Genomic DNA, 24,396 nt, shown 5'->3' with positions numbered 1-24,396 from the left:
CAGGCTTGGCGGCAAGATCGAAACCAATAAAAGCAAGTCGACGCGATCCGAGCGGATCGCATCGACAGCAATGGGGATGAGCTTATATTACTGGTATGGACCTCGGCTTAGACTGCAGTCGGCCGTTCGTGCTAATTGGTCGGGGCGAGAGGATTTGAACCTCCGACCGCCTGAACCCCATTGCACTCAGACACATTAACCGTTTGTTTTATAGACATATTCCTGGGCGTCCGTTGTCCCGCAAAGCATCACTTGGCACCACAATGCACCACCTTGTCCCGCAAATGTCCCGCAAGCTTTTCGGGTGATCAATTATCGGTGTTAATTATACCGATATATTGCGATTAGTTGATTTTCGCGCCACTAATACCCGCAGTATTTATTCGTTAACGCATAAAAAAAGTCCTCTTCAATGAGGGCTTTATGTTTCCTGAATCCGTAACTTAGCAGGCCATTATGATGTGATAAATAGCCGTAATTTATAGGCTATATTGCTAAAATAGACGCTCTCGAAAAGGTCACTCAGTCAGTGAAAAAATGAAGCGCTTCAAAATTGAACAATCAGATGCAGATATCATCAGCCACAGTGGCCTGGCACTGATCGGTCAGGCCATAAAACGCCACACGAAGCTGAGTAGCCAGCTGGATGCAAGCATCCCGTTACGCCATGGCATCAAGCATTCTGATGTCATCAAGAGCTACCTGGCATTACTGAGTATCGGAAAAAGCGATTTTGAGGCCATCAATACCATTGAGAGTGAATTCTATTTCATGAGCGCGATGGATATCAATGACATCCCTTGCGAAGCGACACTGCGCCAACGCATGGATAAACATGCGGAACACTTTTTGCCCATCGTCGAGAGAGCCAGCCGGGATTTTCTGAGCAATATCCAACCTACGCTACGGCCCTTGCCCACCGGACATATTCCGATCGATGCCGATGTGACCCCGATGGATAATTCGGGCAGCCACAAAGAAGGCGTATCGAGAACCTATAAGGGACATGACGGGTTTGCCCCCATGGCGGTATACCTCGGCCAGGAAGGCTATTGTATCGGCTTTGACTTTCGTGAAGGCAAGCAGCATTGCCAGAAAGACACACCGGCCTTGCTGGCAAAGACCTTGCGACAGGCCCGGGAAATCACAACGCAGCCCCTTTTGCTCAGGCTCGATGGCGGCAACGATTCCATCGAGAACATCGACGTCATCCTCGAGCACAGCGAAGACCATAAAACCCAGTCCCCTGTTGATTTCCTCATCAAATGGAATCCCCGCAAACAGGATAAAGCCTATTGGCTTGAGCTTGCGGAACAAAAAGGACGATGGGAAGAGCCACGGGAAGGCAAGCGGATAGCCACTTTCAGTCTGCAGGTTTCGCGGCAATGGCAAGGTTATGAGTATTCGGTACGGCAGGTCATTCGTCTAACTGAAAGAACCATTGATAAACAGGGGCAGATATTGCTGGTTCCCGAGATTGATCTTGAAGGATGGTGGACAAGCCTGGACATCAGTGAAGGCGATATCATTCAGCTTTATGCGGATCATGGTACATCGGAACAGTTCCACAGCGAATTTAAAACTGACATGGATATCGAACGCTTGCCCTCCGGGAAATTCGCCACCAATGCGTTGGTATTGGGAGCCAGTGTGCTGGCCTACAATATCCTGCGCTGGATTGGGCAAAACGGCTTGTTGGGTCCAACGTCTCCGAAACGCAACAAAGCGAAAAGGCGACGGATCAAGACAGTGATGCAAGAGCTGATGTATGTTGCCGCACGCATCATCCGAACATCGCGCTACATCAAGATAGGCTTTGGCAAAGGTTGCCGTGCACTTCAGGCCTTTGAAACGGTGTATCAGAAACTGGCCTACGGATAAAGAAAGGCCGATAAGCGTGGCCAAACTGGCGTAGTTACAGGATCAGTGTGCGCAGAATACGTTGAATCGACATCATTTCCGTCTGCCAACAATAATGATGTCAGTTTTTATTCAAAAAACACAACCGTTGCAGCTCATTCATGTGGCGATACGAAATGTTAACGAATCATGTTGAAGGCTGCATGCGAAAATACGGATTCAGGTGTTTGTTAAATCGCAGCAACGCTAATGCCATTTCACGGGGAAGGTCCGTTCGGACAACTGGCCGAATTCGATCGCAGCAAGATCGAGATGTCTTAATCCCATTAAGCGGGGAATGTCCGTTCGGACCGGGCGGCACGTGAGTGGCTGTCAGTATGGTTGGTCTTAATCCCATTAAGCGGGGAATGTCCGTTCGGACCGTGCGCACATTGCATCGACGCTAAGAAAGCATTGTCTTAATCCCATTAACAGGCTGTTGAAAATTCCCCCGATTTAGCGGTTATCATGTTGATCAGGGTCCATTGGCGACGTGCCCCTTCGGATCTGGGGCCTGATTTTTCCCGAAAACAGCCCAAATCCCGATCTCTGGGCGCACCGATCCCTTGATGTGTGCCTTCAACATGCTGCCAGTCCCAGATTGCGCATCCGCACCAGGTTGTAGGCCGCCGCGCTGAGCACAAACTGGAAATCCAGTTTCTCGCGTCCGACAAACCGACTTTTGCGCAGACCCGCAATGGTCTTGAGCCAACCGAAGCATTCTTCGATCCGCTTGCGGATCGTCAGGCTGGTTCGGTAACCGGGATGGCCGATGGTGCGCCCGTCGATGGCCGAGCGGCGCCCGGCCGTGTTCTGAGCCACATGCGGCGTGACGTTTCGTCCACGCATCGCCGCCACAAAGCCTTGCGTGTCATAGTTCTTGTCCGCGCCCAGCGTGATCCGGTGGCTCCCGCCGAGCGCGTCGACAAGCTCGACACCGGCCTCGCGCTCGGCCGTGCCGGTGGCCTGGCTCGTCTGCGACTCGACGATCAGGCCGTGGCGGTTTTCCATCAGCAGGTGTCCGAGGTAGCTGAGCTTGGCGGTCGTGCCTTCGCTCTTGCGATACAGCAAGGCATCCGGGTCGGTCCTGGAGACGTGCGTTTCCCGACACCGCTTCTGCCCGCGAAAGTCCACCGTGGGATTGCGCCCGCCACCGCTCGGCGGCGCGTCCTCGTCCCGGGGCCGGTAGCTCTTGTGCGAGGCCAGCGCTTCGATCAACGTGCCATCGACGCTGAAGTGTTCGCTAGACAGCAGATCGGCCGCACGGGCCTGATCCAGCACCCGGGCGAAGAAGGTGCGGGCCACATCGCCTGCAAGCAGGCGGTCACGGTTCTTGGTAAACGTGGAGTGGTGCCAGACCGGATCGTCCATGGAAAAGCCCACAAACCAGCGAAACAGCAGGTTGTAGTCGATCTGTTCGACCAACAGGCGTTCGCTGCGGATGGTGTAGAACGCCATCAACAGTTGCGCGCGCAGCAGCTTCTCCGGCGGGATCGAGTCACGGCCCATATGGGCATACAGCGCATCGAAGTCAGCGTCGAGTTCTTTGAGCGCTTGATCGACCATCCGCCGGATCGGGCGCAGAGGATGGTCCTTCGGCACCCGTTGCTCCGGGCTGACCGTGCTGAACAGCCCATCCTGATGTATGTCGGCACCGCGCATCGGCCACAACCCTCACTCAACAATACAAAACCAATCTTCCGGGTTTACAGGACTTTTTCAACAGCCTGTTAAGCGGGGAATGTCCGTTCGGACTTTTGCATGGGGTAGTAATGCAGCTAAAGGCGATGGTCTTAATCCCATTAAGCGGGGAATGTCCGTTCGGACTCCTGTCATATTTCAGAAGCCTTACGGATCATAGACTTACGAGACCTTTTCTCCGCACCATTTCGGTGCAAAAAAGTTAGCTTTTTCTCGAGGCCGATCCGGGTCGGTTGTCGGGTTGTCAAAGAGCGGTGCTGCGAGGCTCTGAACATCGCATGCGAGGCCTCAAAAATCAACCTGCCCTGTCTTACAGAAAGCGAGCGCTGATGAAAAAGCCCGTCATCATGCCGCCCAAGGCCGCGAAGGCGTACGACAGCACATGCATGGGCACATCCAGCATCGGCGACAGCCATCCCTGCTGCGACATCTGCCACAGCGCGTACAGGACCGTGCAGGGTATGAGACTCCGATAAATCCCCTCCGGAAATCCTTCCAGGATACGCCACAGATCCAACGCGAACCGATCTTCCTGCAACGGGCAGTAGTAATTCGCGACACGCCAGACGCCACGCCCGAGCCAGCCTTGATTGGCAGACGCGCGAGCGGATTTGCCGTTCTTTTCGTTCTTCTCGCTGCGTGGCATGTCGTTTGTTTCCCATCGTCATTGTGAAGAGGCAAACCGATGCAAAGATATCAGCTTGCTCGATGGAAGACACCATAAAGCACAGCAGCATGAGCTGAACGATTGGCAAGCTTGTCGGCGCGCTTGCATTGAAGGGATCAAACCCGCTCAAACGCCACGCACAAAAAAACCTCCGTCCGAAGACAAGAGGCTTTTCTGATCTTGCTGCTCTAAAACAACCGCGACGCGAATCCCATTAAACACGAAGGCTCATTCGGACCAAGATGACCATCCACTCCGATTACATATCAGCCGTCTTAATCCCATTAAGCGGGGAAGGTCCGTTCGGACAACTGATCGTAAAGCCCAAGTTCTCTAATGAAGCGTCTTAATCCCATTAAACGGGGAAGGTCCGTTCGGACGAACAAGCTCGCTCCAACGACCTCGTTCAACAGTGTCTTAATCCCATTAAACGGGGAAGGTCCGTTCGGACACGGAATGTGCACGAGCGAGTACAATCGTACGCGGTCTTAATCCCATTAAACGGGGAAGGTCCGTTCGGACACCAGCCCCCATGGGTGAGAGAGAAGGTGGAGAGGTCTTAATCCCATTAAACGGGGAAGGTCCGTTCGGACTCCTGTCATATTTCAGAAGCCTGACGGATCATAGACTTACGAGACCTTTTCTCTGCACCGTTTCGGTGCAAAAAAGTTAGCTTTTTCTCGGGGCCGATCCGGGCCGGTTGTCGGGTTGTCAAAGAGCGGTGCTGCGAGGCTTTGAACATCGCATGCAGTGGCGCAAAAATCAACCTCCCCTGCCCCGATTACGTAATGCGCGTTACGTAATGCCGATTACGTAATCGGGTCGGTGTTGGCGATGGACTCTTTTCGCAGCGACAACAAAAAGCCCGCCAGGCGGCGGGCAAGGTGCTTTTGTCTCTGTCGCGTGCGTGCTCAGGCCTGATCGTTCGATGGCCGTTTGCGCGCCGTGCTCTTTTCGTCCTGGGTCGCGTGCTGCGCCATGAACTGCTTCAAGGTCTCTGACTGATCCTGAATGACGGCTTGCAGGGCGTTGAGCTGTCTTGCCAGGCTCTCGTTCTCGCCCTGCAGTCTTGCCTGCGCCTGTTCCAGTACGCGCGGACCTCGGTGGACGATTGGGCGAGGGCTGATTGCGTCTGTTCCAGCTCCTCCAAGGTGCTATCCAAGCGCCTCAGCAGCTGTTCCAGATCCTGCTCGGCGGTTTGCACGCGCGCATTGGCGGCGCGTCTTAGGGTTTCCACATCCTGCGCCGCCACGCTCTGCGCCTGCTGCCACAGCTGCCCCAAGGTGGCCGTGAGCGAAGCCGCGATCTCCGCAGGCACCTCCACGGTCATCGGCGAGGTGCTCGCCGTACGCGCGCGCAGTGTCTGTAGATGTTTGCCGATGGTGGAATAACCCCCGCTGCCCAGCTCGTTGCGTATCGCGTCATACGTCACCGCCTCGTTGCGGGCTTCTAGCGCGGAGACTGCGCTTTCTACCTGTTCCAGGGTAATACCGGATCTTCCCATTGTGATGATTCCTGACATAAAGGGTTCCAAGGCCAGGCGACAGGCCTGGCAACCCGTATAGGGAACGCCAGGGCAAAAAAGGACGGGCCACAAAAAAACCTCGAATGCAAAAAAACCGAGACCCGCGAGCACCCAGCAGAACGGATGCGGGTTGTCTGCACGCAGGCGTGGCGCAAGGCGCATCACGCGACGTGCGCAAGCGTGCGCGATGCGCGCACACGACTGAGCGCAGATCACTGCGCGAACCGGGGAGCCGCGTATGCGGGGCAAGGCGTTCAGCCGAAGCCCCTCAGAGGTGTGCGCCCCAGCGCACGGATCTGAGGCCGGGGGAGCCGCCACTGAATTTGCGCCCCAGCGCAAATAGCACCGCCCACGGTGCGCTCAGTGGTGGGGGCAGCGCCCTCGCCCCCAGAGTGCTCCCCCCAGGGAGCACGCCGGGACACCGGGTGTGCGGTGGCGGTCCACTGGCGCAAGTGGCGAAGACACGCCGCGACGGTGGCAACCGACACCAGCGCAGCAGGTGTCCCGGCGTGCGAACCGCCGCCGACAGGCGGGGGGCGAGCGTAGCGAGGGCACAGAGGGGGCGACTGATAAATGAGGCGTAAGCCCGCGTCCAGCGGGCTAGCAGGCGTGCGCGCGTTCAGCGCGTTGAGCCTGCGCTAGCCGATCCGTCGCCGATCAGGCGACTCCATACCGTCTCCCTCACGCTTGATCGAGGGAGACGGAGGGCGAAGACGGTCATCGTCGTCGCTATACGTGATGCACATACACAAAAAGGAGCATCACATGCGGATTAACAAGCACCTCTTTCATCGTCTCGTCAAAGTGCCCCAGGCACCGTTGGACGAGACCCTGCACTCCGATCAGCGTCAAGCGCAGGCGGAGACTGAGCCGCCAGACAACGCGCCTGAGCCGCCGAGGATCGCCCTCCCCGGCGCGTCCCCAGGGCTGCCGCCAGGCGTCGCTCGGGGCTTGGAGAACGAGCAGGCGGTACTCGTCAGCCTGCACGAGTACGGCTGGCTGACGGCACGTCAGGTGGGCAGGCTCGTCTGGCGCGAGAGCACATACGGCTTCCAAATGGGTCGCCGCGTCTTACGACGACTTGAGAAAAAGGGTCTGGTCGTCAAACGCCCATTGCCCCGAAAAGCCAGCGCCTGGGTACTGTCGACGCGAGGCGCGCAGCAACTCAGGGCATCGGGGATCGATGCGCGGCGCGGCACGGATCAGCGCGTCGATAACATCACGTGGCGGCATCGCTGGCTCGTCAACGAGTTCCTCATCCTGAAAGACCCGACAGGCATCACCAAGTACAGCGAGTACGCGATCCTTGCGCATCGCGGTCCGTTTGCGCTCACCGACACGCCGCGCGGCCGACGTCCTGATCGGAAGTGGCTCGGGAAGATCCCCGATGCGCTGTGGACCAAGCAAGATGGCGATGTCGCTTTGGTGTCGTGGATCGAGGTCGAGCGCACGCACAAGCGCCCCGCCGATCTCAAACAGCTGTGCGAGTTCATCGTGCGTGGGATGCATCAGCCGGTGATCGCGCACAGCGTGCTCGAACTGAGCAAGATCTTCCTCGTCTACACCTGGGACAGTCAGCGGCCTGAGACGCGCGCACAAGTGTATCCGCTGATCCGCGCCTTGGTGCGGGGCATCCGCGCCGCGTTCGATCATCACTTTGAGCCTTACGACGCGGTGACGGTCGATGCGTACGCCGAGACGTTGTTCGAGTCCGTGTACCTGGCGCTGCTGGATGTCGGGCCCGGACCGATACTGCGCGACGGCATACAAGGCTGGCGTCTGCAATACGTGTGGCACGAGGAGGGGCTGGCGGTGCTTAAACAGGAGCTGGTTGAGGATGGAGGCCGAAAACACAAACGACGTTGAACGGATGACCGCATCGCCGAATGCGCACGAATAAATAATCAATAAATTAATTGAAAAAATAATTGTGAAATTAATTTAAATATGATTTAATATTCGCGCCTTTTTGGCAATTATGAAGTGATTTATTAACCCCCAGGCCTAATGCTTGGCGGAATTAGGCCAGAGACCCACGATTTTTTTAGGACATTAGTTGAGTAACCGCTAACAGGCTGTTGAAAAAGTCCTGTAAACCCGGAAGATTGGTTTTGTATTGTTGAGTGAGGGTTGTGGCCGATGCGCGGTGCCGACATACATCAGGATGGGCTGTTCAGCACGGTCAGCCCGGAGCAACGGGTGCCGAAGGACCATCCTCTGCGCCCGATCCGGCGGATGGTCGATCAAGCGCTCAAAGAACTCGACGCTGACTTCGATGCGCTGTATGCCCATATGGGCCGTGACTCGATCCCGCCGGAGAAGCTGCTGCGCGCGCAACTGTTGATGGCGTTCTACACCATCCGCAGCGAACGCCTGTTGGTCGAACAGATCGACTACAACCTGCTGTTTCGCTGGTTTGTGGGCTTTTCCATGGACGATCCGGTCTGGCACCACTCCACGTTTACCAAGAACCGTGACCGCCTGCTTGCAGGCGATGTGGCCCGCACCTTCTTCGCCCGGGTGCTGGATCAGGCCCGTGCGGCCGATCTGCTGTCTAGCGAACACTTCAGCGTCGATGGCACGTTGATCGAAGCGCTGGCCTCGCACAAGAGCTACCGGCCCCGGGACGAGGACGCGCCGCCGAGCGGTGGCGGGCGCAATCCCACGGTGGACTTTCGCGGGCAGAAGCGGTGTCGGGAAACGCACGTCTCCAGGACCGACCCGGATGCCTTGCTGTATCGCAAGAGCGAAGGCACGACCGCCAAGCTCAGCTACCTCGGACACCTGCTGATGGAAAACCGCCACGGCCTGATCGTCGAGTCGCAGACGAGCCAGGCCACCGGCACGGCCGAGCGCGAGGCCGGTGTCGAGCTTGTCGACGCGCTCGGCGGGAGCCACCGGATCACGCTGGGCGCGGACAAGAACTATGACACGCAAGGCTTTGTGGCGGCGATGCGTGGACGAAACGTCACGCCGCATGTGGCTCAGAACACGGCCGGGCGCCGCTCGGCCATCGACGGGCGCACCATCGGCCATCCCGGTTACCGAACCAGCCTGACGATCCGCAAGCGGATCGAAGAATGCTTCGGTTGGCTCAAGACCATTGCGGGTCTGCGCAAAAGTCGGTTTGTCGGACGCGAGAAACTGGATTTCCAGTTTGTGCTCAGCGCGGCGGCCTACAACCTGGTGCGGATGCGCAATCTGGGACTGGCAGCATGTTGAAGGCACACATCAAGGGATCGGTGCGCCCAGAGATCGGGATTTGGGCTGTTTTCGGGAAAAATCAGGCCCCAGATCCGAAGGGGCACGTCGCCAATGGACCCTGATCAACATGATAACCGCTAAATCGGGGGAATTTTCAACAGCCTGCTAAGCGGGCCTCCGACACGGAGGACCGAATGTCCCATGAAGTACCCACACTCGCTGCGCAACCGCGCTTTCTGCGCCTGCGCGATGCACCTGCTTATCTCGGCATGGATCGCAATCGATTCAGAACCCTCGTACGCCCCTACCTCACCGAGATCCCCATCGGCACCCAAGGCGTTGCGTTCGACAGGCTTGATCTCGATGCCTGGGCCGATGACTATAAACGACGCAACGGACGCCCCGGAGTCGCTTGGAAAGGAGCAAGCCCATGGGACGTAAACAGCAAGGCGGCGCAAGCCGCAGAACGCCGGGTCTCCACCTCCGCGCGGGGATCTGGCACATCGACAAGGTCATCCGAGGTAGCCGCGTTTGCGAAAGCACTGGCACGGGTGACTTCAACGAAGCGCAAGAACTCCTCGCCCGACGCATAGACGAGATCCGTCAGGCGCGGTTGTTCGGAACCCGTCCGCCGCGCACGTTTCGGCAGGCGGCCACGAAGTACCTGCAAGAGACCGTGAAGAAGACCTTGAGCGACGACGCCCTACAACTGAAGCTGCTCGATCCGTTCATCGGCGATGTGCGCCTGGACCGTATTCATATGGGGGCGCTTCAAGACTTCATCGCCGCGCGCAGGCAACGCAGGGTCAAGACCGCGACCATCAATCACGCGATCCAAACTGTTCGCCGCATCTGTAATCTGGCAGCCGGAGAATGGATCGACGAACACGGGTTGACCTGGCTGGAACATGCACCCCGCATCAAATTCCTGCCGGTGAAGGATCGTCGTCCGCCGTATCCGCTGAGCTGGGACGAGCAACGGCATCTGCTGCAACAGCTGCCGGAGCATCTGGCGAAGATGGCGCTGTTCGCCGCCAACAGCGGTTGCCGGGAAGCGGAGATCTGCGCCTTGCGCTGGGACTGGGAAGTCGAGGTGCCTGAGATGGGTACCAGCGTCTTTATCATCCCGGAGACTTTCGTCAAGAACGGCGAGGAACGGCTGGTGGTGCTCAACGATGTCGCGCGATCGATCATCGAGGGTCAGCGAGGACAACATCCCGAACGGGTCTTCGTCAGTCGCGGACGTCCGGTGAATGAGATCAACAACCTGTCCTGGAAACGGGGACGCATCGTTGCGGCGCTTTCGCACATTCGGGCCTCGGACGAGTGTGGCGGCATCGAGGCGTCGGTGGAGCGTGTCCATAAGGATGTCGTCGCCAGGGTGTGGGGTCTCAAACGCGGCAAGGATGTCGAGTCGGTTTATACGTGGACCGAATACGCCGAGGAGCGCGCCGTCCAGGGAAAGCCCGTCGAACGCCTGCAGTACAAGGACTACGACGTGCCGCAGCAGATGTTGGCCAAGGCACGCCAGCGGTTCATCGACGCGCACTGGCCCGCATTTGCGGCGTTTTCGCGAGTCCGCGTGCACGATCTCAAGCACACCTTCGGGCGTCGTCTGAGAGCGGCAGGCGTGGGCTTCGAGGACCGCCAGGACCTGCTCGGGCACCGTTCGGGGCGTATGACGACGCACTATTCGGCGGCCGAGCTGGGCAATCTGATCGAGGCGGCGAACCGGGTTTGTGGGTCAAAGTCCCGCAAAAGTCCCGCACTCGTGGTCCTGAAACGCAAAACGGGTTAGAGGCAATGCCGCTAACCCGCTGTAAAGCTTAGGGAATTTTGGTCGGGGCGAGAGGATTTGAACCTCCGACCACCTGAACCCCATTCAGGTGCGCTACCAGGCTGCGCTACGCCCCGTGAGGCCGGGAAGATTACCGGAAGCCGTGTGCCATAGCAAACCCATGTCGATATTGAAGTCTGGCCATGGTTTACGCTGTGCGCCTTGTCCTGGTTGCATTGCAATGCAATTCGATACAGCGACGCCATGGATTTGCTGTCTACGGGGCCGGTTTTGTCGCGCGTGGGCGACGGATCGCTTAGAATCAAACACTAATACAGACTCATGCCCATCAGCCCATGGTAGCGGAAGCCAGCGTTCTTACCGAACAACTCAACCGTTGCAGTAGCCCATACCGCGACCCCCTTTCCCGAATTGAATGGGACAAGTTGGATATGGACGCTTGGTGGCTGCCGGAATCGGCAGTAAGTCTATACGGTCTCCCCATCTACGAATCGCTTCCCGAGCCGCAGCGCAAACGCCTTTCTCAGTACGAGTTCATCAACTTTATCGAAAAAGCGCTTTGGCTTGAGGGTATCTTCATGGAACGGATTAGCCGAGCATTGGCCGATTCGTTGGGACAACCCTCGCAAACCGTATACAGATTGCATGAACTCCGCGAGGAAGCCGGGCATAGCCTGATGTTCATGGAACTGATCCGCCGTAGCCGTCTTCCCATCACCTCCGCGGCATTTAAGCGCCCAAGGTTGGCCACTTGGGTCGGTCGTCATGCTCCCTATAGCTCTGCAGCCTTCTGGATCGCTGTGCTAATAGGCGAACAAGTTCCTGATCGAATGAATCGAACAATTCGTAAGCATCGTGGCGAAATTGCACCCACGGTCTATGACATCATCACTGTTCATGCTATCGACGAAGCCAGGCACATAGTGCATGCACGTGAAACGTTACATGAGTGCTTCCCGCATGGCGGGCAATTGACACCGCTGTATCTGCCTCTACTGAACCGAATCTTCAGGCAATTCGTGCATGCCTTTTACTTCCCAACACCCGAGCTATACCGTCAGGCAGGGCTGGATGCACCTCAGCTATGGGCTCGTCGCGCGCGGGCCAACCCGAGCAGAATTTCTTTTATCGACGAATGTGTCGCAGGAACAGTGCGAGAACTCGGTGCTAAAAAGCTCCCAGTCAACTGGCGATAGTTGGATAGACAATCTTATTCGCCCGGCCATATGGAGCGGCCATTAATTGGTATGTGATGTGCTTATCCCACGACGTTTTTGAGTTCTTGTACCGTGTTCTCAAACACAAGATTGCCAATCAGTACCGGAAACTCTCGCGCACTGCAGCCGTGTCTATAGAAGAAGCGACAGATCGACCCGTTGACTCGGACAGCAGTGATCGGTTGTTTTTTGACGCCTCGGGGCATTGGGCAGAAGATATCAAGAGTTGGGGGACGCGATCCGCTAACTGAAACTGAGGCAACCGCATTCTGGGAGACCTTGAATCGATGTCTTAATCAGTTGCCGAGATTGCAACGTGACGCCTTCACGTTGAACGAGCTAGAGCCCACTAATGGTGAAGAAATTCACGAAATACTGGGTATCAAAACAAGCCACCTCTATGTGCTATTACATAGAGCAAGATTGTCAATCAGGCGTTGCCTGGAGACGCTCTGGTTCGGAGAGCGAGAGTCATGATAGGTATGATCCATTGCCGTGAAGCTGCGTATTACCTTTCGCTAAAACGCGAAAGTCCACTCACCATGCCGCAAAAAGGGCAACTCGTGTTTCACTTTATGATCTGTAGTAATTGCCGACGTTACCGAGACCAAATCCGCTGGATGGACGACGCGTTAGACGTTATAGCAGAATCAGCGGAAAACATCAGGTTGCCTCGTGACGCGCGCCGCAGAATCGAGGAAAATACGCGCCAGCTATCATAATGGATTAACTGGGTGCGGTTTGGCGCTGGCGTAAAGGCGGATGGGTGCTGTCCCCGCTGCCTTACTTCAAATTCTCCAAACGTATTCTTGTAACGTGTTCGGAGGTCGTTTCCAAATCTTGTATGCGCCGGATCGCCTCATCCATATTGCTCTCGCGGATGGGGGCAGTCACGATGACGATTGCTGCGTCGCTTGCGTCTTCCTCCGGTGGGCGTTGTAGTACAGCCTCGATGCTAATGGAAGAATCACCCAGAATGCGCGTGATCTCCGCCAACACGCCGGGCTTGTCTTGCACGCGCAGATGTAGGTAGTAGGCGGTTACCGCTTCGCCGATGTCGAGGACAGGCACATCAATCAGCGCATCAGGTTGGAATGCGAGATGCGGAACACGGTTGTTTGGGTCAACTGTCAGTGCGCGAGTGACATCAACCAGGTCAGCGACCACAGCAGATGCAGTCGGCTCGGCCCCTGCTCCTGGACCGTAATACAAGGTTGGCCCTACAGCATCGGCACGTACGAGTACAGCATTCATGACGCCGTCTACGTTGGCGATAAGGCGGCGATGCGGGATCAGCGTAGGATGTACCCGTAGTTCTATCCCATGTTCGCGCCTTCGCGCGATCCCAAGATGCTTAATGCGATAGCCGAGTTCTGCGGCATACTGTACGTCTTCGCGCGTAATTCGCGTGATGCCTTCTGTGTAGACCTTGTCGAACTGTAGTGGGATGCCGAAGGCAATGGATGCCAATATGGTCAGTTTGTGGGCGGCGTCAATACCTTCTACGTCGAATGTGGGATCTGCTTCCGCATAACCCAGACTTTGCGCTTCTGAGAGTACGTCCTCGAAATCACGCCCCTTATCGCGCATTTCGGACAAAATGAAATTGCCGGTGCCATTGATTATCCCGGCAAGCCATTCAATCCTGTTGCCCGCCAAAGCCTCTCTAATGGCTTTGATTACTGGTATCCCGCCGCCGACAGCGGCTTCGAAAGCCACGGTCACGCCCCGTTCGCTGGCGCGCGCAAATATTTCATTGCCATGCAACGCGATCAATGCTTTGTTCGCGGTTACCACATGTTTACTTTGGTCGATTGCCCGTATCACCATTTCGCGGGCAATCCCCGTGCCGCCGATCAATTCAACCACGATGTCGATTTCAGGATCGTCGATGACATCCTGAGCGCGATCCGTCAGCGCAATACCGCCCAGGTCGCAGTCGCGTCGCACTGATAGATCCCGGGTAGCCGCACGCACGATATTGATCGCACGTCCTGCGCGTCGAGCAATCTCTTCATTGTTGCGCGACAAAACCCGAACAACACCGCTGCCGACCGTACCTAGGCCCAGAAGACCGATCTTAACCGCTTCCAATGTCCTCTCCCGCTCCATCCAAAACCGTGCGCAGGTATCAACTGCCAGCACGAAGCATTTGTTTTATCCCTCTGATGGCCTGCCTGGTCCTGTGCTCGTTCTCGATCAAACCGAAGCGTACATGGTCATCACCATACGAACCGAAGCCAATGCCTGGGGATACTGCAACCTTGGCTTCTTTCAAAAGCCGCTTGGAGAATTCGAGAGAGCCAAGTTCTAGATATTTCTCAGGAATTTTAGCCCAGACGAACATTGTGGCTTTCGGGCGATCGACTTTCCAGCCGATTGCATTGAGTCCGTCGCAGAGTACGTCACGTCTGCGTCGATAGGTTTCCCGAATCTCTTCGACGCAATCCTGCGGGCCTTCCAAGGCACTAATAGCGGCAACCTGAATAGGCGTGAACATGCCGTAATCTAGGTAGGATTTCATGCGCGCCAATGCGGCTACCAGTTTTGCATTGCCGCACATGAAACCTACGCGCCAACCAGGCATGTTGTAGGTCTTGGACAATGAATAGAACTCAACAGCTACGTCCTTGGCATCGGCTACTTGGAGGATAGAGGGCGCCTTATACCCATCAAACGTAATTTCAGAATATGCAATGTCGTGCACGATCCAAATATCGTGTTCGCGTGCAATTGCGACAACTTTTTCGAAAAATTCAAGTTCGACACACTGGCCGGTCGGGTTTCCTGGAAAATTCAGGATCAGCATCTTCGGTCGGGGCCAGCTATCCTTGATTGCCTTTTCCAATTCCTGAAAAAAATCCACGTCAGGCGTCAGGGGAACATGTCGAATATCCGCACCTGCAATGACGCAGCCATAAGGGTGAATCGGATATGCCGGGTTTGGAACGAGTACGGCATCACCCGGCCCAACGGTCGCCAGTGTGAGGTGTGCGAGGCCTTCCTTCGAGCCTATCGTAACGATTGCCTCAGAGTCAGGGTCGAGTTCCACTCCGAAACGGGTCTTGTACCATTGGGTAATGGCGCGACGCAGACGGGGTATCCCACGAGAAACGGAGTAACGGTGTGTGTCACCGCGTCGTGCCGCCTCGATCATCTTGTCGACGATGTGAGGGGGTGTGGGTCTATCCGGGTTACCCATGCCGAAGTCGACTATATCCTCGCCACGGCTACGGGCTTTGGCCTTGAGCTCGTTTACGATATTGAAGACGTAGGGAGGAAGTCTTTGAATACGGGGGAATTCGTCTTTCACACAACGGCCTGCGAAAGTAGTAGGGTAGACGCGAAAAGTCGGTCAGAGTACGTTTAGCGTGACAGACTGTCAATCACTCGATGGACTGATGATACACTTTGGGGCATGCGATTTACCGAAGATTCGACTGACGCCTACTGCATCATTGACGCGCATGGCTCCGGCTGGGTGAGCGTCAATCATGTCATCTATCGCCACAGTTTGATTGTTACTCCGCAACGTATTGAGCCCTGGCGTCCAGCCGGCTTTAGCGATCTTGTCGGTGAAGACTTGCGTGGATTACAAGATTACTCGCCTGAGGTTATTCTAATTGGCACGGGTAGTTGCCAGCGGTTTCCTAATGCTGAGTTGCTCTCAATGATTCGCAATGCCGAAGCCAGTTATGAATTTATGGATACAGCGGCAGCATGCAGAACCTATACCATTCTCATGGCAGAGAAACGTCTGGTCCTTGCGGCAATGCTTGTCGATGAATGATCAACGAGCAATGCCGCATTTCAGCGTTCAATCCTGAAATAAGGCCTCTTCAGAAAACCCGGTTCCTTCAAGGATTTGACGTAGACGCTTGAGTGCTTCCATCTGGATTTGCCTTGCCCGCTCACGCGTAACGCCTAGCGCACCACCAACTTCTTCCAGAGTTGCTTTCTCATACCCCATGAGGCCAAACCGGCGCACGATCACTTCACGTTGTTTTACGTCTAGTTGATCTAGCCAGTGACTGACGTATGTTGAAATATTCTCATCCTGCAGTAATTCTGCAGGCTCTTGGGATTGCTCGTCAGGAATCAGGTCTGATAATGACCGCCCATTGTCTTGCCCGATGGTGACATCCATGGAGGTTGCACGCTCACTGAATTGAAGTAGGCGCTTGATCTCGTGGATCGGTTTTTCCATAGCGTCAGAGATTTCCTGCAAAGATGAGTCGCGATTGAGTTGTTGAGTTAAGCCTCGAACGGTACGTAGATAAACATTCAATTCTTTGACAACATGGATGGGCAATCGGATTGTACGGGTCTGATTCATGATTGCCCGTTCGATTGTTTGGCGAATCCACCATGTCGCATATGTCGAAAAGCGAAAACCTCGTTCCGGATCGAATTTTTCTACGGCTCTAATAAGACCGAGGTTACCCTCTTCGATCAAATCCAGGAATGCGAGACCTCGATTCATGTAGCGACGCGCAATTTTTACAACCAGGCGAAGATTGCAGACGATCATCTTGTTCCGCCCAGCGGGATCGCCTTGTTGAGCGAGTCTGGCGTAATACACCTCTTCCTGGGGGGTGAGTAGTTTCGAATATTCTATTTCTTTGAGATATAGGCGTGTCGCATCCATCTCGGTGGCATGTGTTGAGACGCGGCGCTTTTTCCCCTCTTCGGAACCAGCGCTTAGCTCCTCGATGTTCTCTGAAGATGAGACAACTTCTGTGTTGTCACTGTCCAGAGAGTCCATTCCTGCAGAATCTTCCGGTCCAGTGGCATTCATAGCAATGCTCTGGTGTTCAGAGTCCAAATCGATCTTGTTAGCCTCAACAAGTGATCGTGGATTTACTACTCGCCGAATATTCATACTTCACAACCCTCCATTCCACGTTCGTGGTCCCCGGTTGTTTTTGATTCATTTTAATTATCATTGTTAATGATTTGCCCTTATAGGCAGATACAGTATCGGGTTTACGGGGTTGCCGTCCAGCCGAATTTCGAAAAACAACATTGGCTGAGTTATGCCAGTACCCGTTTCTCCCATAAGAGCGATCGTTTCACCCCGTTTAACGATATCCCCCTCCTTAACTAATAATTTCTTATTATGACCATAAGCGCTTAAATAAGTACCATTATGCTTGATAATGATCAGGTTTCCATAACTGGGCAACCCATCGCCGCTATAAACCACTTGACCTGAGGCTGCAGCAACAACGGGCTGTCCAAGTTTTCCTGCTATTTCAATTCCTTGTTGGTTATCCGTATAGGTTCTTGCGATCTTCCCTTGGGTCGGCCACATCCATGTTACAGAGCCAGACGCGGTACCTTTGTGGGCACCCTCAGATTGTGTAGCAATGCCACGGGGGGCTGAGGCAGGTCGGTAGGGGCGCGCATGTCCAGGCATCTGCTGAGCTGCAGGTGCGTTGGCAATTTCTGTTCTGCCTGTTCCTGTCTGCATGGTCTGGGGATGCCCTGGTGGGTTCATTCTCAGCCATTGTCCTGGGGTTAGTGTGTAAGGCGGACGAAGGCCATTCCACCTTGCCAGGCGCTGATAATCCAAATCGAAACGCCATGCGATCGAATAAAGTGTCTCGCCTTGTCTGACTTGTACATAACCTGAGCGAAAGCCTGTTCCCTGATAAGGCAAAGCAGCGCAACCGGCAAGCAGGAGGTACGTCAGCACGCCACTCAGTGGCATGGAGAGGCTCATCAGCTTTCGCCATGTCACCGAATTCATATACAGCGCCATTTATCGACAGATCGGTAAAACTACCAAATGACAAACATCGGTTATCTACACAACAATTAAACTAAAGATACAGTCAAACATATGGGGTACGCATGACAACACATATTGAAAATTAAACGTTTCGCGGGGTTGATCGAACATTTAGAAATTGACCTCAATCCGTATGAACAAGTGGATTAAACGTCCTCGAAACGGAAGAGGACAACTGCCCCCTATCGCCTTATTCCCGTCCCGGTCTCATCGGTACAAAGGATACCTGGTCTAGCATTCGTCGGACAAACAACCCTTCTTCACGTGTTACCAACATAAGTTGTTGTCGTTCGCCTGTTCCGACTGGTGCAAGCAGACGGCCTGTGTGGGTCAATTGTTTGAGGAGTGTGTCAGGTATTTCAGCTGGTGCAGCAGTCAACACGACCGCCCCGAATGGGGCGCACTCCTCCCAACCGGTATGGCCATCATCCAGCTTGAAATGGATATTCCGAAAACCGAAGGAATCCAGCAAGCGGTTTGATCGTTGTGCCAGCGCTCCAATCCGTTCCACGGTGTATACAACTGGAACCAACTGGGCGAGAACAGCCGCTTGATAACCCGATCCTGTACCAATTTCGAGAACACTAGGCGGTGTCCCCGCTTCCAAAAGCACCTCGGTCATACGAGCCACAATGTAGGGTTGCGACAAGGTTTGGCCATATCCGATCGGTAAGGCCGTATCTTCATAAGCGCGAGTGGCTAGTGCTTCATCTACGAATAAATGGCGAGGCGTGGCTGCCATGATACTCAGCACCGCCTCGTTTTGTATGCCCTGTCCTCGCAAACGATCGACCATGCGGTCGCGGGTCCGTTGCGAGGTCATGCCGATACCATGCAGCGTGCCTGGCGTCAGGTCGTGCATGCAGATAGCCACTGGTTCAATGGATGCACCGCCTCATGGCGTGTGAGATCGACTTTGATTGGTGTTACCGAGACATAACCCGCATTGACAGCATGGAAATCCGTGCCTGGGCCACCATCTTCCTCCGGACCCGCCTGACCAACCCAGTAAACTGTACGTCCACGTGGGTCCGTTGCTGGGACTACTCCTTCCGAACGGTGACGATTCCCCAAGCGCGTTGCCCTAAAACCTCGCACTGAGCCCCAAGGTATATCCGGTACGTTGACATTGAGAATGCTGTCGTTGGGTAGAGGTGCCTTTTGTAGATTATTAATGATGGCGGTTAGTGCTTTAGCTGCGGTTTCCAGGTGTTGTGGCTGGAAGCTGTTGATTGAAACCGCAATGGAGGGCAACCCGAGAAAACGACCTTCCATGGCTGCTGCGACTGTTCCAGAATAAAGGATGTCATCACCAAGGTTGGAACCGTGATTGATACCTGACACCACCATGTCTGGTTCTTCGTCGAGTAAACCGGTTAAGGCTAAGTGCACGCAGTCAGTCGGCGTCCCGTCTACTCTGATGTAGCCGTTTGGTGCGGTTATGGCGCGCAACGGCCGGTTCAGAGTCAACGAGTTGCTGGCACCGCTACGATCTCTGTCAGGGGCTACAACCGTAATGCGGCCTACGGCGCGTAACGCGTCGCTCACGGCTGTTAAGCCGGCAGATAGATAGCCGTCGTCATTGCTCAGCAGGAAGTGCATGTTTCCCCCGTCAACACGGGCGCTAATATACTTCAATCCGATTGTTTACGCCCTGCTCTACCCAGGATTGACGATGTCTGAGATCGATGACGAGGATCGGGACTTGTTCCGACAAACGGTCGGCCCTGTCCACAGATTGGGTAAGGACACGGTGCCTCATCATCAGGCAGCACCGGCTCCGCATTTACGGCAACCGGAAATGTCGCTGCATCACATGGTCGAACAAACGCTTACGGACCCCACTCAGGATCCTGAGCTGCAACCTGGTGATGTGCTGAGCTTTGCGCGCCCTGGGGTATCTAGGCAGACGATGCGTCGACTCAGGCGTGGGCAGTATCGTATCGATGCAGAACTCGACCTGCATGGTCTGTCGCTCAAGGATGCCAGACAAGCCTTACTCGAATTCATACGACACAACCGTGGCAACAACCTGACTTGTGTTCGGGTTATTCATGGTAAAGGCTGGAAGTCGGGCAACACGGGCCCCGTGCTTAAGCCTGGCGTTAACCATTGGCTGCGTCAGTTAGATGAAATATTGGCGTTTGTATCGGCTCGCCCGGTCGATGGTGGGACCGGGGCAGTCTATGTACTGGTCCGTTCTAATTCCACTTAACTTGACTGATATCAACCTTCATATATTAGCGTTTTACCATACTCCACTCGTGTCGCCGGGATTTCTGAGCTAATAATATGAGGGCCATCAGGGGCCGGCACCTTCAAGTCGATACTGGGCGATCTGACATCTTCAAAAGGAGAGGAGAGCATGGTTCCAAGCGATCTCGTCGTGGATCTGTCGCGCTGGCAATTTGCCGCTACAGCGCTTTATCACTTCCTGTTCGTACCGCTAACGCTAGGTCTAAGCTTCATATTGGCTGCCATGGAGACGGTTTACGTTACTACCGGCCGCACCATATATAAGGAAATGGCCCAGTTTTGGGGCAAGCTCTTTGCGATCAATTTTGCTCTTGGTGTGGCCACTGGCCTGACCATGGAGTTCGAATTCGGTACGAACTGGTCCACCTATTCATACTACGTGGGGGATGTGTTCGGAGCTCCGCTTGCCGTTGAAGGGCTCATGGCATTCTTCATGGAGTCGACCTTCGTGGGCATGATGCTGCTTGGCTGGCATCGCTTAACCCGTGCGCAGCATCTTACGGTGACTTGGCTTGTCGCCCTGGGCTCAAACCTGTCTGCGTTATGGATCCTGGTTGCCAATGGCTTCATGCAGGATCCGCAGGGAGCTACATTCAATCCGTTTACCCAGCGTCTTGAGTTGACGAGCTTCATCCACCTGCTGTTCAACCCGGATGCCCAAGCCAAGTTTGTACATACGTCACTCGCTGGCTATGTAACGGCGGCGATCTTTGTCGTTGGCATCAGCGCCTGGTATCTGGGCAAAGGGCGTCATGTTGAACTGGCAAGGCGTTCATTGCGCATGGCGGCGCTTTTCGGCGTGCTCTCGTCGGTTGGCGTCATTACACTAGGTGATGCGCTTGGATTCATAGATGGCGGTCGTCAACCGACCAAGCTTGCCGCAATGGAAGGCCTTTGGGAAACTGAGCAGGCACCTGCCAGCTTCAACGCCATAGCGTTCCCTAGCCAGGATGAGCAACGCAATCTGTTCTCTATCAAGATCCCCTATCTGCTTTCGATACTGGTCAAGCACGATCTGAGCACGCCGATCATAGGCATCAAGCAGCTTGAGCAGGAAGCAGCGCAGCGCATCAAAAATGGCATACCTGCACTGACTGCCCTGGAAGCGATCCAAAAGAATCCTGACAATAAGCAGGCGCTGGTTACCTTTGATGCGCATAAGAAAGACCTGGGCTACGCTTTCCTGCTCAAGCGGTATGCTCCTGATGTCGCCAAGGCAACGCCATCACAGATACAGAAGGCGGCCAAGGACACCATACCCGAAGTCTGGATTCTCTTCTGGTCGTTTCGGCTGATGGTCGTTGCGGGCTTTGCAATGCTCATCTTCCTCGTCTTTGCGACACTGTATTCGCTCAAGACCGATTGTCGGCGTACCGGCTTCCTGAAAATCGCCCCCTGGTTCATTCCAGTACCTTTCTTCGCCTGCGAAATGGGTTGGGTCACGGCTGAAGTCGGCCGCCAACCATGGACAGTGTACGAGCAGCTTCCGACCTGGATTTCAGCTTCTACCCATAGTGCGAGCTACATGATCTTCTCGCTGACGGGCTTCGTGCTCCTGTACTCAAGCTTTATCGTGGTCGAGATGTATCTGATGACCAAGTTCGTGCGACAAGGACCGGATGAACCCGGAAGCCGCAGCGGTGGAAGTTTGGCAGGCCAGACCGTATTTGCCCATCCGTTGCTTGGCCCTAACCGCGACTGAACGACCGGAGAGAGGACATCATGGAAATTTTTACGACCTACGCAATTCTCAAGATCGTCTGGTGGCTGCTGCTCGGGGTGTTGCTCATGGGGCTTGCCATCATGGTGGGTATGGATATGGGTGTCGGCACCATTCTCCGCTATGTGGGGCGTACGGACGATGACAGGCGCGTCGCCCTCAATATCATCGGACCGCACTGGGACGGCAATCAGGTCTGGTTCATTCTCGGTGGCGGCGCGATTTTCGCGGCCTGGCCGACCATCTATGGCACTGCCTTTTCCGGACTCTACGTCGTGATGTTGGTATTACTGTGGTCGATGATTGTTCGGCCTTTAGGGTTTGAATACCGCAGCAAACTATCATCACCACAATGGCGCAACGTCTGGGACTGGACCCTGTTCGTCAGTGGCTTCGTGCCGATGCTGGTCTACGGCGCAGCGATGGGCAATGTACTGATGGGATTCCCATTTCATTTCGCCCAGGAAGGAACGGCCGTTTCCGTCTATACCGGCAGCTTTATCAGTCTGTTCAACCCGTTTGCCATACTGGCTGGGCTTGTATCGGTTTCCATGTCGGCCATGATGGGCGCTTTGATGCTGATGAACAGGGGCGAAGGCGCCCTGTTTGAGCGCTCAAGGCGGGTTGCCATGGCAACCGGACCGCTGGCGCTCGTGCTCTTCACGATTGCAGGAGTCTGGGTCGCAAACATGCACGGTTTCGTGATCACTGGTCCTGTGATACCTGGTATGCAGGCTACCCCGCTAGCGACGCAGCCGGTGGCTATCGAATCTGGTGGATGGCTGCACAATTATGGGGCGCACCCGGTTCTCTGGTTGCTGCCGATTGTGACCTATCTGAGTGTGGCTCTCGCAGTGCTGCTAGCGCGCAATGGCCGTTCACATGTCGCGTGGTGGCTGGGTGCGCTCGGCTGGATCGGCATCCTCGGGACTGTCGGTGCTGCAACCTTCCCATTTCTCATGCCGTCGCTCAGCGATCCTGCGCACAGCCTGATTGTCTGGAACTCTTCTTCCAGCGCTAACACTCTCGGGTGGATGCTTGGTTGGACAATCGTTTTCGTACCCGCCATCCTGGCCTATACCAGCTGGTGCTACTGGGTCATGCGCGGCAAGGTGACTTCGAGCCAAATAAATGCCGACGACCACGCATATTGAAACGGATATATCACGGATTACCGCGCTGCGGCCGTGCAACCCATTCATTTGAGGATCTGATCTATGCGCTATCTCGTTTATAGCATTCTCGCGCTGGTGTTGATTTTCGTTACGGTGATCATCGGTGACTATGGCCCATGGTATTTTGCGTGGATTATCGGTACGGTCATGATCGTGCTCGTGTCAGCGGCTGGTGGCGCATTGTTGGATACCCAGCTTGAAGCTGCAAATGCCAAGAAAGCCACAGGAGCCGAATCTCACTGACACACTTGCTCGATTCCATGTCGGCTGCTGATACGGGCCTAATGGCTCGGTCTCAGCCGATATGAGGTCGTTACCAGGAAATCGAGGCAACAGTCGATGAGACATCATCTTCGCAACTCTCTTGTCAGTGCCAGCACGCTGATTGGCGGCGCGACGGTCGCATTACTCGTAATGATCTATCCATGGACGATCGCATTTTCCGGTCCCGGGTTCAGGGAGTCGTTGTTCGCAGTGGCAACCTTTGCGGCCGCGGGCGGGTTCATTCTGGGCCTGGGATATCGACCTAGCAGCCTCTTGTTCAAGCGCCTCGTATCCCCGTGGGTTGTGATACCGATGATTCTTATCAGTCTTGCATGGATCGGCTATGCACTACATATCGGTCCGGATGCTCTTTCTGCACACGGATAGTTCAAACGTGCATTGGCAGGAGTAACGCGATATGCTTAGAAGGTTGTACAAAAAAAGAGGGGCGCCAATGGCGCCCCAGAAGCAGGAGGAGTCGACCAGGATCAAGGCATAACTTTGATCCTGTATGTATTGAAGCAGGTTGCGTGCCAAGCAATAAATAGCAGCTTCCAGAGCCATTGCAAAGGCCGATTGCAGCTTAATTGCACCAAAGTGACGCGCATCAGTCTTTGGGCGCGTTACTTTGGTGCCCGATCTTCGATCGGTCACACTTCCCACACTAGTCAGCAGGCGATAACGCAAACCTCCACTTCCAGATAGGTTGTGCGGTATGCCCGCATGTTGTGACAAATCTCGCAGCGCCCTCCATTGTCCGGACATGTTTTCTATCCATAGCGCAACCACCCCGAAGGCAAGCACTAAGCATGCGGTTTCCCCTCCCACATGAGCTAGTGCCGGCAAACCCAGCATCATTTAGGAAATCCGTAACAATCTGCTTGCAGATTGATCCTGCTCTCAAGTCGAGCGATTAGCGGCAAGGTCAGGCCAGGTACAAGTGCTATCCGGATCGCTTCCACATAGTGCGCGCACCCTCTGAGTCTGGGAGATGCGACCGCCAGAGAAATGACCTGATACCATACCCCCACTTCACGCTGGGTGGCGAAGGCGCCGCCGGCATAAACCAAATATGTTCCGGGTCCAACTCATGAGGTGCTTGCGGTTTTGATGAGCTCACATATATCAGGCGAACAAGCCCTTAATCAGAATAGTGTGATGGCGCGCAATGCTCGT

At 55.1% G+C, this 24,396-nt stretch carries 22 protein-coding genes, 1 tRNA gene and 1 CRISPR repeat array; of the genes, 13 read left to right on the top strand and 10 right to left on the bottom strand.

Annotated features, from left to right (window positions below; genetic code table 11):
• The first annotated feature begins 537 nt into the window (after positions 1-537).
• Complete coding sequence (locus tag BJI67_RS07460) at positions 538-1,881, top strand: IS1380 family transposase (protein WP_070072503.1); 1,344 nt, start codon at positions 538-540, stop codon at positions 1,879-1,881.
• 597 nt (positions 1,882-2,478) lie between these two features.
• Here the strand turns inward: BJI67_RS07460 and BJI67_RS07455 are convergent.
• The 3 genes from BJI67_RS07455 to BJI67_RS07445 form a co-directional block, all read right to left on the bottom strand.
• Complete coding sequence (locus BJI67_RS07455) at positions 2,479-3,561, bottom strand: IS5 family transposase (protein ID WP_038094256.1); 1,083 nt, start codon at positions 3,559-3,561, stop codon at positions 2,479-2,481.
• Positions 3,562-3,910: 349 nt separating this feature from the next.
• On the bottom strand, positions 3,911-4,246 hold the full coding sequence (locus BJI67_RS07450; protein ID WP_070072502.1) for a hypothetical protein: 336 nt from the start codon (positions 4,244-4,246) through the stop codon (positions 3,911-3,913).
• A 292-nt stretch (positions 4,247-4,538) separates the two neighbouring features.
• Positions 4,539-4,860: direct repeats of the CRISPR family, unit length 37 nt; unit sequence GTCTTAATCCCATTAAACGGGGAAGGTCCGTTCGGAC.
• A 395-nt stretch (positions 4,861-5,255) separates the two neighbouring features.
• On the bottom strand, positions 5,256-5,771 hold the full coding sequence (locus BJI67_RS07445; RefSeq protein WP_197513357.1) for a DNA-binding protein: 516 nt from the start codon (positions 5,769-5,771) through the stop codon (positions 5,256-5,258).
• Positions 5,772-6,557: 786 nt separating this feature from the next.
• Here BJI67_RS07445 and BJI67_RS07440 point away from each other — a divergent pair.
• The 3 genes from BJI67_RS07440 to BJI67_RS07425 all read left to right on the top strand — a co-directional run bounded on the left by BJI67_RS07440 (position 6,558) and on the right by BJI67_RS07425 (position 10,794).
• On the top strand, positions 6,558-7,658 hold the full coding sequence (locus tag BJI67_RS07440; RefSeq protein WP_156782068.1) for a hypothetical protein: 1,101 nt from the start codon (positions 6,558-6,560) through the stop codon (positions 7,656-7,658).
• Positions 7,659-7,931: 273 nt separating this feature from the next.
• Entirely contained in the window at positions 7,932-9,014 is a 1,083-nt protein-coding gene (locus BJI67_RS07435) for an IS5 family transposase (protein ID WP_038094256.1), read from the top strand.
• 412 nt (positions 9,015-9,426) lie between these two features.
• Complete coding sequence (locus BJI67_RS07425) at positions 9,427-10,794, top strand: site-specific integrase (RefSeq protein WP_070072498.1); 1,368 nt, start codon at positions 9,427-9,429, stop codon at positions 10,792-10,794.
• A gap of 39 nt (positions 10,795-10,833) precedes the next feature.
• Here BJI67_RS07425 and BJI67_RS07420 read toward each other — a convergent pair.
• Positions 10,834-10,910: transfer RNA gene (locus BJI67_RS07420), tRNA-Pro, on the bottom strand.
• A gap of 219 nt (positions 10,911-11,129) precedes the next feature.
• Between BJI67_RS07420 and BJI67_RS07415 the strand changes: the two genes are divergently transcribed.
• From BJI67_RS07415 to BJI67_RS18375, 3 genes are all read left to right on the top strand, one after another.
• Positions 11,130-11,990, top strand: coding sequence for a diiron oxygenase (locus tag BJI67_RS07415; protein ID WP_070072497.1), 861 nt, complete (start codon positions 11,130-11,132; stop codon positions 11,988-11,990).
• Between the two features lie 195 nt (positions 11,991-12,185).
• Positions 12,186-12,488, top strand: a complete 303-nt coding sequence (locus tag BJI67_RS18255; RefSeq protein WP_407922810.1) for a sigma factor-like helix-turn-helix DNA-binding protein — start codon at positions 12,186-12,188, stop codon at positions 12,486-12,488.
• Positions 12,485-12,733 carry an anti-sigma factor family protein gene (locus BJI67_RS18375; protein ID WP_456236530.1) on the top strand — a complete coding sequence of 83 codons (249 nt, stop codon included), beginning with the start codon at positions 12,485-12,487 and terminating at the stop codon, positions 12,731-12,733. The genes BJI67_RS18255 and BJI67_RS18375 overlap by 4 nt, the downstream gene beginning before the upstream one ends.
• Positions 12,734-12,794: 61 nt before the next feature.
• Here BJI67_RS18375 and BJI67_RS07410 read toward each other — a convergent pair whose 3' ends face one another.
• A complete protein-coding gene (locus tag BJI67_RS07410) occupies positions 12,795-14,105 on the bottom strand; it encodes a homoserine dehydrogenase (RefSeq protein WP_156782067.1) in 1,311 nt (436 codons plus the stop codon).
• Between the two features lie 37 nt (positions 14,106-14,142).
• Positions 14,143-15,324 carry an alanine transaminase gene (gene alaC / locus BJI67_RS07405; protein WP_070072495.1) on the bottom strand — a complete coding sequence of 394 codons (1,182 nt, stop codon included), beginning with the start codon at positions 15,322-15,324 and terminating at the stop codon, positions 14,143-14,145.
• Positions 15,325-15,429: 105 nt separating this feature from the next.
• Here alaC and BJI67_RS07400 point away from each other — a divergent pair, with 105 nt between their 5' ends.
• A complete protein-coding gene (locus BJI67_RS07400; RefSeq protein WP_070072494.1) occupies positions 15,430-15,801 on the top strand; it encodes an Mth938-like domain-containing protein in 372 nt (123 codons plus the stop codon).
• 27 nt (positions 15,802-15,828) lie between these two features.
• Here BJI67_RS07400 and rpoS read toward each other — a convergent pair whose 3' ends face one another.
• The 4 genes from rpoS to surE all read right to left on the bottom strand — a co-directional run bounded on the left by rpoS (position 15,829) and on the right by surE (position 19,407).
• Positions 15,829-16,893, bottom strand: coding sequence for an RNA polymerase sigma factor RpoS (rpoS, locus tag BJI67_RS07395; RefSeq protein ID WP_070072493.1), 1,065 nt, complete (start codon positions 16,891-16,893; stop codon positions 15,829-15,831).
• Positions 16,894-16,959: 66 nt separating this feature from the next.
• Positions 16,960-17,736, bottom strand: a complete 777-nt coding sequence (locus BJI67_RS16830) for a peptidoglycan DD-metalloendopeptidase family protein (protein WP_231940918.1) — start codon at positions 17,734-17,736, stop codon at positions 16,960-16,962.
• Positions 17,737-17,995: 259 nt separating this feature from the next.
• Positions 17,996-18,667, bottom strand: a complete 672-nt coding sequence (locus tag BJI67_RS07390) for a protein-L-isoaspartate(D-aspartate) O-methyltransferase (protein ID WP_070072492.1) — start codon at positions 18,665-18,667, stop codon at positions 17,996-17,998.
• The gene (gene surE / locus BJI67_RS16825; protein ID WP_083250732.1) at positions 18,655-19,407 is read right to left on the bottom strand and encodes a 5'/3'-nucleotidase SurE; all 753 of its coding nucleotides are present in this window, start codon (positions 19,405-19,407) and stop codon (positions 18,655-18,657) included. Before surE ends, BJI67_RS07390 begins: the two co-directional genes overlap by 13 nt.
• Before the next feature lie 73 nt (positions 19,408-19,480).
• On the opposite strand from surE, the gene BJI67_RS16820 reads away from it, so the two are divergent.
• The 5 genes from BJI67_RS16820 to BJI67_RS18250 all read left to right on the top strand — a co-directional run bounded on the left by BJI67_RS16820 (position 19,481) and on the right by BJI67_RS18250 (position 23,607).
• Positions 19,481-20,020, top strand: coding sequence for a Smr/MutS family protein (locus tag BJI67_RS16820; RefSeq protein ID WP_083250990.1), 540 nt, complete (start codon positions 19,481-19,483; stop codon positions 20,018-20,020).
• Between the two features lie 150 nt (positions 20,021-20,170).
• Positions 20,171-21,763 carry a cytochrome ubiquinol oxidase subunit I gene (locus BJI67_RS07380; protein ID WP_070072490.1) on the top strand — a complete coding sequence of 531 codons (1,593 nt, stop codon included), beginning with the start codon at positions 20,171-20,173 and terminating at the stop codon, positions 21,761-21,763.
• Between the two features lie 20 nt (positions 21,764-21,783).
• Positions 21,784-22,935 (top strand): cytochrome d ubiquinol oxidase subunit II, encoded by a 1,152-nt coding sequence (gene cydB / locus BJI67_RS07375; protein WP_070072489.1) that lies wholly within the window; start codon positions 21,784-21,786, stop codon positions 22,933-22,935.
• 63 nt (positions 22,936-22,998) lie between these two features.
• The gene (locus tag BJI67_RS07370; RefSeq protein ID WP_070072488.1) at positions 22,999-23,199 is read left to right on the top strand and encodes a hypothetical protein; all 201 of its coding nucleotides are present in this window, start codon (positions 22,999-23,001) and stop codon (positions 23,197-23,199) included.
• A 96-nt stretch (positions 23,200-23,295) separates the two neighbouring features.
• The gene (locus tag BJI67_RS18250; protein WP_070072487.1) at positions 23,296-23,607 is read left to right on the top strand and encodes a cyd operon YbgE family protein; all 312 of its coding nucleotides are present in this window, start codon (positions 23,296-23,298) and stop codon (positions 23,605-23,607) included.
• Positions 23,608-24,396 lie beyond the last annotated feature (789 nt).

Source organism: Acidihalobacter aeolianus, assembly GCF_001753165.1.
Lineage (GTDB): Bacteria > Pseudomonadota > Gammaproteobacteria > DSM-5130 > Acidihalobacteraceae > Acidihalobacter > Acidihalobacter aeolianus.
Note: the sequence above shows the minus strand (reverse complement) of the source record. Positions and strands in the feature narration are given on the sequence as shown.

What these genes read in the sequence shown, in the direction of transcription:
- surE (WP_083250732.1), bottom strand. Translation starts at nt 19,407, where the DNA reads ATGCACTTCCTGCTGAGCAATGACGACGGCTATCTATCTGCCGGCTTA.
- BJI67_RS07460 (WP_070072503.1), top strand. Translation starts at nt 538, where the DNA reads ATGAAGCGCTTCAAAATTGAACAATCAGATGCAGATATCATCAGCCAC.
- BJI67_RS07390 (WP_070072492.1), bottom strand. Translation starts at nt 18,667, where the DNA reads ATGCACGACCTGACGCCAGGCACGCTGCATGGTATCGGCATGACCTCG.
- BJI67_RS07450 (WP_070072502.1), bottom strand. Translation starts at nt 4,246, where the DNA reads ATGCCACGCAGCGAGAAGAACGAAAAGAACGGCAAATCCGCTCGCGCG.
- cydB (WP_070072489.1), top strand. Translation starts at nt 21,784, where the DNA reads ATGGAAATTTTTACGACCTACGCAATTCTCAAGATCGTCTGGTGGCTG.
- BJI67_RS07400 (WP_070072494.1), top strand. Translation starts at nt 15,430, where the DNA reads ATGCGATTTACCGAAGATTCGACTGACGCCTACTGCATCATTGACGCG.
- BJI67_RS16830 (WP_231940918.1), bottom strand. Translation starts at nt 17,736, where the DNA reads ATGAGCCTCTCCATGCCACTGAGTGGCGTGCTGACGTACCTCCTGCTT.
- rpoS (WP_070072493.1), bottom strand. Translation starts at nt 16,893, where the DNA reads ATGAATATTCGGCGAGTAGTAAATCCACGATCACTTGTTGAGGCTAAC.
- BJI67_RS18250 (WP_070072487.1), top strand. Translation starts at nt 23,296, where the DNA reads ATGAGACATCATCTTCGCAACTCTCTTGTCAGTGCCAGCACGCTGATT.
- BJI67_RS07455 (WP_038094256.1), bottom strand. Translation starts at nt 3,561, where the DNA reads ATGCGCGGTGCCGACATACATCAGGATGGGCTGTTCAGCACGGTCAGC.
- BJI67_RS16820 (WP_083250990.1), top strand. Translation starts at nt 19,481, where the DNA reads ATGTCTGAGATCGATGACGAGGATCGGGACTTGTTCCGACAAACGGTC.
- BJI67_RS07435 (WP_038094256.1), top strand. Translation starts at nt 7,932, where the DNA reads ATGCGCGGTGCCGACATACATCAGGATGGGCTGTTCAGCACGGTCAGC.
- BJI67_RS07425 (WP_070072498.1), top strand. Translation starts at nt 9,427, where the DNA reads ATGGGACGTAAACAGCAAGGCGGCGCAAGCCGCAGAACGCCGGGTCTC.
- BJI67_RS07415 (WP_070072497.1), top strand. Translation starts at nt 11,130, where the DNA reads ATGGTAGCGGAAGCCAGCGTTCTTACCGAACAACTCAACCGTTGCAGT.
- BJI67_RS18375 (WP_456236530.1), top strand. Translation starts at nt 12,485, where the DNA reads ATGATAGGTATGATCCATTGCCGTGAAGCTGCGTATTACCTTTCGCTA.
- BJI67_RS07380 (WP_070072490.1), top strand. Translation starts at nt 20,171, where the DNA reads ATGGTTCCAAGCGATCTCGTCGTGGATCTGTCGCGCTGGCAATTTGCC.
- BJI67_RS07370 (WP_070072488.1), top strand. Translation starts at nt 22,999, where the DNA reads ATGCGCTATCTCGTTTATAGCATTCTCGCGCTGGTGTTGATTTTCGTT.
- BJI67_RS07440 (WP_156782068.1), top strand. Translation starts at nt 6,558, where the DNA reads ATGCGGATTAACAAGCACCTCTTTCATCGTCTCGTCAAAGTGCCCCAG.
- BJI67_RS07445 (WP_197513357.1), bottom strand. Translation starts at nt 5,771, where the DNA reads ATGGGAAGATCCGGTATTACCCTGGAACAGGTAGAAAGCGCAGTCTCC.